Annotated in this window: 9 protein-coding genes; all 9 read left to right on the forward strand. The window is 66.8% G+C overall.

What is annotated here, in order from left to right; translation table 11 throughout:
* On the forward strand, positions 1-839 hold an 839-nt coding region (locus FJY88_09450; GenBank protein ID MBM3287554.1), incomplete at its 5' end, for a radical SAM protein.
* The gene (locus FJY88_09455; protein ID MBM3287555.1) at positions 821-1,750 is read left to right on the forward strand and encodes a hypothetical protein; all 930 of its coding nucleotides are present in this window, start codon (positions 821-823) and stop codon (positions 1,748-1,750) included. The genes FJY88_09450 and FJY88_09455, both read left to right, overlap by 19 nt.
* Before the next feature lie 5 nt (positions 1,751-1,755).
* Positions 1,756-2,553: an outer membrane protein assembly factor BamD gene (gene bamD / locus FJY88_09460; protein MBM3287556.1), complete on the forward strand. Its 798-nt coding sequence runs from the start codon at positions 1,756-1,758 to the stop codon at positions 2,551-2,553.
* Positions 2,226-3,143 (forward strand): nicotinate (nicotinamide) nucleotide adenylyltransferase, encoded by a 918-nt coding sequence (gene nadD / locus FJY88_09465; protein ID MBM3287557.1) that lies wholly within the window; start codon positions 2,226-2,228, stop codon positions 3,141-3,143. Before bamD ends, nadD begins: the two co-directional genes overlap by 328 nt.
* A complete protein-coding gene (gene polA, locus FJY88_09470) occupies positions 3,001-5,844 on the forward strand; it encodes a DNA polymerase I (protein ID MBM3287558.1) in 2,844 nt (947 codons plus the stop codon). Before nadD ends, polA begins: the two co-directional genes overlap by 143 nt.
* Positions 5,828-6,478 carry a dephospho-CoA kinase gene (locus tag FJY88_09475; protein ID MBM3287559.1) on the forward strand — a complete coding sequence of 217 codons (651 nt, stop codon included), beginning with the start codon at positions 5,828-5,830 and terminating at the stop codon, positions 6,476-6,478. Before polA ends, FJY88_09475 begins: the two co-directional genes overlap by 17 nt.
* Positions 6,475-7,609, forward strand: a protein-coding gene (locus FJY88_09480) for a peptide chain release factor 2 (GenBank protein MBM3287560.1) whose coding sequence is annotated in 2 segments (ribosomal slippage) — positions 6,475-6,531 and positions 6,533-7,609 — 1,134 coding nt in all. Because the reading frame shifts where the segments join, the coding sequence is not laid out codon by codon here. Before FJY88_09475 ends, FJY88_09480 begins: the two co-directional genes overlap by 4 nt.
* 16 nt (positions 7,610-7,625) lie before the next feature.
* The gene (locus FJY88_09485; protein ID MBM3287561.1) at positions 7,626-8,999 is read left to right on the forward strand and encodes a phosphomannomutase/phosphoglucomutase; all 1,374 of its coding nucleotides are present in this window, start codon (positions 7,626-7,628) and stop codon (positions 8,997-8,999) included.
* A gap of 122 nt (positions 9,000-9,121) precedes the next feature.
* Positions 9,122-9,661 (forward strand): hypothetical protein (locus tag FJY88_09490; GenBank protein MBM3287562.1); only part of this gene is annotated, 540 nt, incomplete at its 3' end.

A 9,661-nucleotide genomic window follows, 5' to 3' on the forward strand; every position in this document is an offset into this window, starting at 1 on the left:
CACTCGGCTCGATCGTTCGCGAGGTCGAGAGGCTGGCGGGAGGCGGCGTGAGGGAGATCAATCTCGTGGCGCAGGAGTTGACCGCGTACGGGACCGACAAGGGGAAGCCTGGCGCACTGCCCGCCCTGTTGCGGCGGCTGGACCAGATCGAGGGGATCGTCTGGATCAGACTCCTCTATACCCATCCGGCGACATGGACCGAAGAGCTTACCGACTGCCTGATGAGCCTGCCCCGCCTCTGCCGCTACGTCGACATTCCGATCCAGCATGTGTCGGAGCGTGTTCTGAGGAACATGCGGCGGCCCTCCTTCCGCCGCACCAGGAGGCTTCTGGAGCGCCTCCGCGAGAAGATCCCGGGTCTCTTCGTCAGAACGGTCCTTCTTACGGGCTTCCCGGGGGAGACCGACGAGGACTTCGAGGAGATGATCTCCTTTGTGCGGGAGTACCGCTTCGATCACCTGGGAGTCTTCGAATTCAGCCCCGAGCCCGGGACGCCCGCGGCATCCTTCGAGCGGCAGGTCCCCCCCGCGGTGCGGCGGTCGAGGCGCCGGAGAATCCTCGCTGCACAGAGGAAGATCTCCGAACGCCTCAACCGAGAGAGGGTCGGACGGCGGGCCCTCCTGCTTCTGGACGAGAAGGACCCGCGCGGGGGATGGCGCGCCCGGCATCAAGGGCAGGCCCCCGAGGTCGACGGGCGGACGCGTCTACGATACCTTACCGGTCGGCCCCTGCGTCCGGGCGATCTGATAGAGGCGGTCATCACGAGGGCCTCGATCTACGACCTGGAGGCCCGGCCCGCAACCGAAGAGGAGAAGGGTTCATGTCTCGCTGCTTCCTGAAGGGCTCCATCGTCGTTCTCCTCCTTTCGCTCGGCGCCGGCGCTTCGCCGGTTGCCTGCGAGGAGGCGACATTTCCGACGAACCTTGCATTGCTGGGCGATCTGACCTCGGAGACGGTCTCCGTCCTGCTGGACAGCCTCGATGTGCGGCCCGGCGAGTCGATCAGCTTGATCCCGGCGGCCTGGCACGAGGGGAGCGATTTCGTGGCCGATGCGTTCGCCTCCGCGCTCGCCCGCCGGGGCGTGGCCGTACGGTTGGCGTCGCAGGTGCAGGCGACGCCCGCTCCTCCGCCCGATACATCCGCGGTCAGGCGCGCGGGCGGGGTCGCGGACGAGGAGACGGCTGCCCCGGCGGACAGCGGATTCGCCGCCGCCGACTCGATCTTCGCTGCTTCATGGGGCGACACGCTCGGGGCGAATGAGGCGGACTCCGACACGCTCGGGGCGGGATCCTCCGAGCCCGAAACAGAGGAAGAGGGGGAGGAGGAGCCGACGCAGGAAGATCAGGGGCAGAAGACGACGGAGGCGCCCGCAGCTCAGGTGCCGGCCTATCGAAACTATCCCGAGGGGACAGTGATCGAGTTCCGCGTTCTCGAGTTCGCCGTGAGTTACCCCACGTCCAAGCGGAGGCTTGTCTTCTTCGGGCAGCCTTCCGTCCGCCGGCTCGGCGGAGTCAGCGTCCAGGCGAGCCGGATCGAGGGCCCGAAGGGGAAGATCGTGAAGGTGGCGCGCGCGCAGAGCAATCGCCAGGACCACCTCTCCGGGGACTCGAGGCTGCTCGCGGAGGGGGCGGCCTACCCGTTCGCGAAGCCGACGATCCCCCCGGCGAACATCGGGAAGTACATCGAGCCGTTCGCAGTTCTGGGGATCATCTCGAGCCTCATCTATCTCTTCTACCAGAATCAGAAGTGAGGGACATGGTGCGCCGAATCGCGCTGCTGCTGATCGCCGCGACCCTGTGCGGATGCGGCGGCTCGTCGCCGGGCGTCAAGAGGCTGCCCAGCGAGGAGGCCGACTACCTGCAGGCCCGCAAGGCCTACGATGATGAGAACTACATCAGGGCCGCCGAGCTGCTGACAGCCTTCGTTGACGAGCACCCTGGCTCGAACCGCCTCGACGAGGCCCTCCTTCTGCTCGGTCGATCGCATCAGAAGACGGGGGAGAACCTGCTTGCGATCGAGGACTTCAACCGCCTCGTGCGCGACTTCCCTCAGAGCTCCCTGCGAGAGGAAGCGGAGTTCGAGAGGGCGCGGAGCAACTTCGAGGAGTCGCTCGGCCCGGCGCAGGATCCAGAGAGCACGGAGGCGGCGCTGGATCTGATGCGGGCCTACACGATCCGATATCCAGAGGGGGCCTTCAGGGGCGAGGCGGAAAAGGCGATCGACGCGTGCCTCGAGAGGCTCGCCCTGAAGGCGTTCTACAACGCAGAGACCTATCTCAAGCTCCGGCAGCCCCGTGGCGCGGTCCTCTACTTGGAGAAAGCGCTCTCGATACGGTCCGACTTCAGCCGGGCGGGCGAGGCCCTCGCGAACCTCGGACGGATGCACGGGCGGCTCGGCGAGTCCGAGAAGGCGCGCGGCGCCTGGGAGAGACTCCTCTCCCACGCCACGCCCGATCGGATCAAGGAGGACCGCAAGCTGTCCGACCTCCGCCGCGAGGCCGAGGAGGCCCTGCGCATCCTGCCCCCGCCAGCCACCGGGGAGGAGGCTCCTTGAAGAGATGGGGCGTTCTCGGAGGGAGCTTCGACCCCGTCCACCTCGGGCATCTCTGGATCGCCCTCTTCGCCCTTGAGCAGCTCGATCTCGATCGCGTGCTCCTGATTCCGGCGGCGGTTCCTCCGCACAAGGGGGCGGGAGCCGTGGCTCCGTACGACGTCCGGATGGAGATCCTCCGCCGCGCGATCGAGCCCCATCCGGGGCTTGCCGCATCCGACCTCGAGGCCGACGCCGGATCCCCTTCCTACACGATCGATACGCTGAGGCGCCTGCGCGCGAAGCTCGATTCCCGGGATGAGATCTGGCTGCTCATGGGAGCCGATTCCCTCGAGGACTTGCCGAGTTGGAGAGAGCCGGGAGAGATCCTTCGCATTGCGCGGCTCGGGATCTACGGGCGGCCGGGGCACGGTCGCGCGCTCCCCCAAGGGGCGGACGCGGTCTGGATCGATGGACCCGCCTGCGGCCTCTCGTCCACGCTCATCCGGGAGCGGCTCTACCGTGGCAGGCCCGTCGCAGGCCTGGTGCCCGACGCGATCGTCCCCGCTCTGGAGTCCTCCGAGATCTACCGCCCGCGGGAGAGAAGGGGCTGAGGACGCGGAGGCGATGCCCGAGCGGATCTATCTCATCGACGGCTCCGCGATCGTCTATCGCTCCCACTTCGCATTCCAGCGAAACCCGCGTCTCACATCCGATGGGATGAACGTCAGCGCCGTCTTCGGCTTCGCGCAGACCCTGTTTCCGATCCTGACCCAGCGCGGCGGCCGGTTCGCCGCGGTGGCCTTCGACACGGCCGCCCCGACCTTCCGCCATCTGAGCTACCCGGCCTACAAGGCCAACCGGCCTCCCATGCCGGAGGATCTGGTCGAGCAGCTTCCTCTGATCCGAGCCCTCGTCCAGGCGACCGGCGTTCCGATTCTCGAGCAGGAGGGGGTCGAAGCGGATGACCTGATCGCGAGCCTCGCCATCCGGGCGGTCGCGCTGGGGCACGAGGCTGTGATCGTCTCCTCCGACAAGGACTTCAATCAGATCGTCGGGCCGCGTCTCCTGCAGCTTGTCCCGCCGCGCGGGAAGGAGGCGGAGTCGTTGCTCGGTCCGGACGAAGTCGCGGCCCGCTGGGGCGTCGCGCCCGCCCAGATCCTCGACCTCTTCGCTCTGGCCGGCGACTCGGTCGACAATGTTCCGGGCGTTCCGGGGATCGGGGAGAAGACGGCGGCGGAGCTGATCAAGCGGCACGGGACGCTGGATCGGCTCTACGAAGAGCTCGAGAAAGTCCCGCGGGTCTCGGTCCGGGAGAAGCTCGCCGCTCACCGCGAGGAGGCCATGCTCAGCAGAGAGCTCATCCGGCTCAGGACCGATCTTCTTCCCGAGGCGGAGATCGAGACCTACCGGACCCCGAGCATCCGCGGGCGCGCGCCGCTTCTCGATCTGCTGCGAAAGCTCGAGTTCCGGCGCCTGATCGATTCCCTGGCTCTCGAGGAGGAGAGGGGGTGGGGGGCGTCCTACGAGACGATCGAAGACGAATCGCAACTCGAGAGGATCCTCGCCGCCTTCCCCGGCCCGGGCGTTCCTTTCGCGATCGACACCGAGACCGACTCCCTCGATGCCCGGCGCGCTCGCCCCGTCGGCCTCTCCTTCGCCTGGAGAGCGGGGAGCGCCTACTACGTGCCGCTCGGGCACGAGGAGGGCGGGAACGTCCCGGAGGCGGCCGTTCGTCTTCACCTCGGCAAGATCCTCGCCGACGATCGAGTCGAGAAGGTCGGGCAGAACCTCAAGTTCGACATGCATGTTCTTGAGACCCTCGGCCTGCGGCCGAAGGGTCCCTACTTCGACACGATGCTCGCCTCCTATCTCCTGGATCCTGATCGCCCGAGGGATCTCGATTCGCTCTCGGCGGAGCTGCTCGGCCATCGCAAGATCGCCACCGAGACGCTGATCGGAAAGGGCCGGCAGCAGACGACGATGGATCTTCTTCCCGTCTCCCGCGTGCGGGATTACGCGGCCGAGGACGCCGACGCCGCCTGGAGGCTGAGGGAGCCACTCCTCGCCCGGCTTCGGGAGAAGGGACAGGAGGCGCTTCTCCGTGAGATCGAGGGGCCGCTCATCCCGATCCTCGTGGAGATGGAGAGGACGGGCGTTCATGTTGACGCCCGCCTGCTCGGATCGATGGGGCGCGAGCTCGAGGCCGACCTTGTCCGCCAGGGCGACGAGGTCGTCCGTCTTGCGGGCGTGAGCTTCAACGTCAACTCCCCGTCGCAGCTCGGGGAAGTGCTCTACGAGCGGCTCAAACTCCCGCACGGGAGGAAGACCAAGACCGGCTACTCGACCGACTCGGAGGTCCTCGAAGAGCTGGCGACGGATCACCCGATCGCGCGGGCGGTGCTCGAGTACCGGCAGACGATGAAGCTCAAGACGACCTATCTGGATGCCCTGCCCAGGCTCATCGACCCGCGGACCGGCCGGATCCACGCGCAGTTCAACCAGGCCGTGGCGGCGACCGGCAGGCTCTCGTCGAGCGATCCGAACCTCCAGAACATCCCTGTCCGGACGCCGCAGGGAAGGAGGATCCGCCGTGCCTTCGTGCCCCAGAGGGACGGGGACCTGCTGATCTCGGCCGACTATTCGCAGATCGAGCTGCGCATCCTCGCCCATCTCTCGAAGGATCCCGCCCTGATCGCCGCCTTCCGCATCGGGGAAGACATCCACAGGGCGACGGCTGCGCGGATCTTCGACACCGATCTGGACCGCGTCGATCCGGCGATGCGGGCGCGGGCGAAGACGGTCAACTTCGGGGTGCTCTACGGGATGGGCCCGCTGCGCCTCTCGCGGGAGCTCGGGATCTCCCTCGCGGAGGCCAGGGGTTTCATCGAGCACTACTTCGCGAAGATGCCGGGGGTGAAGGCGTACCTGGACGAGAATCTCGCTCGCGCAAGGAGGGACGGCTTCGTCTCGACGATTCTGGGCCGCAGGCGCTACCTTCCCGCGCTCGCGACCGACTCCGCCCGGGCCCGCGCCCAGGCCGAGCGTATCGCCGCGAACACGCCGATCCAGGGTTCGGCGGCCGACTTGATGAAGCGCGCGATGATCCGCGTGCACGAGTCTCTCGCCTCAAGCTCCTGCGCCGCCAGGATGATCCTGCAGGTTCACGACGAGCTGCTCCTGGAGGGGCCCGAGGGGGAGGCCGAGACCGTCGAGGCGATTCTGCGTTCCGCCATGGAGGAGGCGATCACGCTGGACGTTCCCCTGGTCGTCGAGATCGCCCGCGGGCGGAGCTGGGATGAAGTCCATGCCTGAACGGGAGCCGCCGGAGAGACGCACGCTGATCGGGGTGACGGGCAGGATGGGTTCAGGCAAGAGCAGGCTCTGCGCGATCCTGTCTCGCGCTCACGGTTGCCCGGTCATAGATGCGGATGCGTTGGGCCACGAGGCCCTGCGCGAGAGCGCCGCCGTCCGCGCCGCGCTCATCGCCCGATTCGGCCCCTCGATTCTCGGAGCGGGCGGGGAGATCGATCGCAGGGCGCTCGCGGATCGCGTCTTCCTCGATGCCTCAGCCCTGGGCGACCTCAACGAGATCGTCCATCCCTGGATCATCGAGAAGATCCGCGAGAGGCTCTCCGCCTTGCGGGTGAATGGGGGGGCTGGTATCGTCCTGCTGGACGCGGCGCTCCTGATCGACTGGAGGAGCCGACTTCCCGTCGACCGGGTCGTCGTCGTTCGCTGCCCCGATCTGGCGGCCATCGAGCGCCTCCGACTCCGGGGGATGCCGGAGGAGGAGGCCAGGCGCCGCCTCGCTCACCAGATTCCGGAGGAAGAGCTCCTGCTGCACGCCGACGAGCAGGTCGACAACGGCGGGTCGGAGGAGGATCTGACCTTGGAGGCCGAGCGCCTGTGGCAGAGGCTGTTGAGATGGAAGGAGACGAATCCATGAGCATCGATCCCCGTCAGGTCCTCGCCGAGAGTCGGGCAAAGCTGGATCACCTCCGGAGCTTCCTTTGATCTCGGCCAAAGGGAACAGGAGATCCGCCGGCTCGAAGAGGAGATGAGCGATCCGGGCTTCTGGGATCGGCCGAACGAGGCCCGGGGCAAGATCCAGAAGCTCAAGGCTTCGCGCGGGCAGATCGTCCGCTGGGAGCAACTGCGCAGAAGCTGCGATGACCTCGAGACGATGATCGAGCTGGCCGGCGAGGTCGCGGACCCCGCCGCCGGGGCCGAAAGCGATCAGATCGCCGGGGCGCTCGAGCGGGACCTCTACCGCTTCGAGCTGACCTCCTTCTTCCAGGGGGAGCTCGACAGCCACGATGCCGTCCTCTCGATTCATCCGGGCGCGGGAGGGACAGACAGCCAGGACTGGGCGGAGATGCTCCTGCGAATGTACCTCCGCTGGGCCGAAGCGAACGACTTCAAGGCGTCGCTGCTCGACTACCAGGAGGCGGAGGAAGCAGGCATAAAGGACGCGACAATCGAGATCCAGGGGGATTACGCCTTCGGCTACGTTCAGGCCGAGAGCGGCGTCCACAGGCTTGTGCGCATCTCTCCCTTCGACGCGGCCAGGCGCAGGCACACTTCTTTCGCTTCGGTCTTTGTCCTTCCCCAGGTGGACGAGTTGACGGACGTCGAGATCCGGGACGAGGACCTGCGCGTCGACACCTTCCGGGCGAGCGGCGCCGGGGGGCAGCATGTCAACAAGACCGACTCCGCGGTGCGGATCACCCACCTTGCCACCGGGATCGTCGTCCAGTCGCAGGCGGAGAGGTCGCAGCATCGGAATCGCGACCACGCGATGAGGATCCTGAAGGCGCGCCTCTACCACCACTACCGCGAAGAGGAGCGCAAGAGGCTCGATCATCTGGAGGACGGGAAGAAGGAGATCGCCTTCGGGAGCCAGATCCGCTCGTACGTCTTCTATCCCTATACGCTCGTGAAAGACCACAGAACCGACCAGGAGACATCCGACGTCCAGGCGGTGATGGACGGCCAGCTGAATCCGTTCATCGACGCTTGGCTTCGCTCGAGCTCGCGCCCGAGGAGCCGCGGCGAACGGTCCGAGGCGAAGTCCTAGAGCGGCAGGAGGAAGCGTGAATCTGCACATCTTTCGCGAGTACGACATCCGCGGCGTAGCGGACAGGGACTTGGACGACGGGCTCGTGCGGCAGATCGGCAGGGCCTTCGGCAGCCGGCTGGTCGAGTCCGGGGCCTCCGTCTGTCTCCTGGGCTGGGATGTCAGGGAGAGCTCCCCCCGGCTCAAGGGGAGTTTCGGGGAAGGGCTGGCCGCCACGGGGCTCGAGGTCAGGAGGATCGGGCTCGTCCCCACGCCGGTTCTCTACTACGCCATCCACAAGGAAGGAGGCGGCGGCGGGGCGATGGTGACGGGAAGCCACAATCCCCCCGACCAGAACGGATTCAAGCTCTGCCTCGGGACCGCTCCCCTGCACGGCGAGGGGATACGGGAGCTCGCCGCGCGCATCCGGGAGGGGCGCTTCCGATCAGGCGGCGGGGCCTACCGGGATCTCGACCTGAATGGGGCCTACCAGGAAATGGTCCTCTCGAAGTGCGCGCCCGCGCGTCCGCTGAGCGTCGTGCTCGATATGGGAAACGGCTGCGCGGGGCTTCTCGCGCCCCGGATCTTCCGATCGCTTGGACACCGCGTGGTCGCGATCTACGAAGAGCCCGACGGCAGATTCCCCAACCACCAGCCCGATCCGACGGTCCCGGCCCTGATGGAGGATCTCTGCGCGCGCGTCGTCTCGGAGCGGGCGGACATCGGGATCGGCTACGACGGGGATGCCGATCGGATCGGAGTCGTCGACGACTCGGGCCATCTCCTCTATGGCGATCAGCTCCTCTCGCTCTTCGCCCGTGACATGCTGTCGAGACACCCGGGGGAGAAGGTGATCTTCGACGTGAAGTGCTCCCAAGGCCTCGAGGAGGACATCCGCGCCCACGGCGGCGTGCCGATCATGGCCAAGACGGGCCACTCCCTCCTCAAGGCCAGGATGAGGGAAGAGAACGCTCTTCTGGCCGGAGAGATGTCAGGACACATCTTCCTCGGGGAGGACTTCTACGGCCACGACGACGCGATCTACGCCTCCGCGCGCTTCGCCTCCTACCTCTCGCGCCAGGATCTACCGTTGTCGCGCCTGAGGGAGTCGCTTCCCGCCTATGTGAACAGCCCCGAGATCCGCGTCTCATGCACCGACGAGGCCAAGTTCCGGGTGGTCGAGGAAGTGGCGGGGCGCCTGGGCGCCACCTATCCGGTGGTGACGATCGACGGCGTGAGGGCCAGGATCGCCTCCGGCTGGGGCCTGCTGCGGGCTTCCAACACGCAGCCGGTCCTCGTTCTTCGCTTCGAAGCGAGGACTCCGGGCGACCTGGGTTCGATAGAGGCGGTTTTCCGAGGCGAGCTCTCGAGGTTCCCGGAAGTGCGTTGGGACGAAGCTCCCATCCACTGACGGATTCGCTGGTTGACACCCCTTGGGGCCTCGGATAGCCTGACATCGTGCCTCCCTGCGGGAGGTTGTCGCTTGGCTGCTCGGGGTTGGAGGCGGCCCGATTGGGTCGGGACTGGATGGGGATGAGCAGAAAGAACTTGCCGCGAGTCTTACGATTTCCATTCGACTTTCTTTTCCTGGCGGGTCTCGTCGTGTGGGGCGGTTGCCAGAAGACCGACGATATCCTGCAACCCTCGCCGGACGCCAAGACGGTGCTTCGCGCCATCTACCGCTCGCCGGCCGAGTTCACCAGGAATCCCATCGTTCTCGATGGGCAGATGGTCGAGCAGGAGTGGGGGGGGGATGCGGTCGAGTTCCTGAATGTCCGCATCTCGGATGAGAACGGCGTGGGGGGCAACGCCACGCCCGCATACGTCTCGATGAAGGCGGTCTACACCGATCGGGATCTCTTCCTCCTCGTCCGGTGGATCGATGGCCGCGCGGACGAGTACAAGGACGGAAGACTCTACGTCGGCCCCGATCTGAACATCCCGGGGATCTACGGCTGCCGCCAGGAGCTGATGGATGACGCCTACTGGTGGACCGAGTACTTCGGGTATGTCCCCGACGAGGACCGCCTAGCGATCGCCTTCGAGATCGAGCCCGCGGGCAACGCCCTGGGC

It is taken from the genome of Candidatus Eisenbacteria bacterium (assembly GCA_016867495.1).
In the GTDB taxonomy this organism is placed as follows: domain Bacteria; phylum Eisenbacteria; class RBG-16-71-46; order CAIMUX01; family VGJL01; genus VGJL01.

Coding starts and splice junctions, on each gene's coding strand:
- polA (MBM3287558.1), top strand. CDS start 3,001: ATGGACCCGCCTGCGGCCTCTCGTCCACGCTCATCCGGGAGCGGCTCT.
- FJY88_09475 (MBM3287559.1), top strand. CDS start 5,828: ATGAAGTCCATGCCTGAACGGGAGCCGCCGGAGAGACGCACGCTGATC.
- FJY88_09455 (MBM3287555.1), top strand. CDS start 821: ATGTCTCGCTGCTTCCTGAAGGGCTCCATCGTCGTTCTCCTCCTTTCG.
- bamD (MBM3287556.1), top strand. CDS start 1,756: ATGGTGCGCCGAATCGCGCTGCTGCTGATCGCCGCGACCCTGTGCGGA.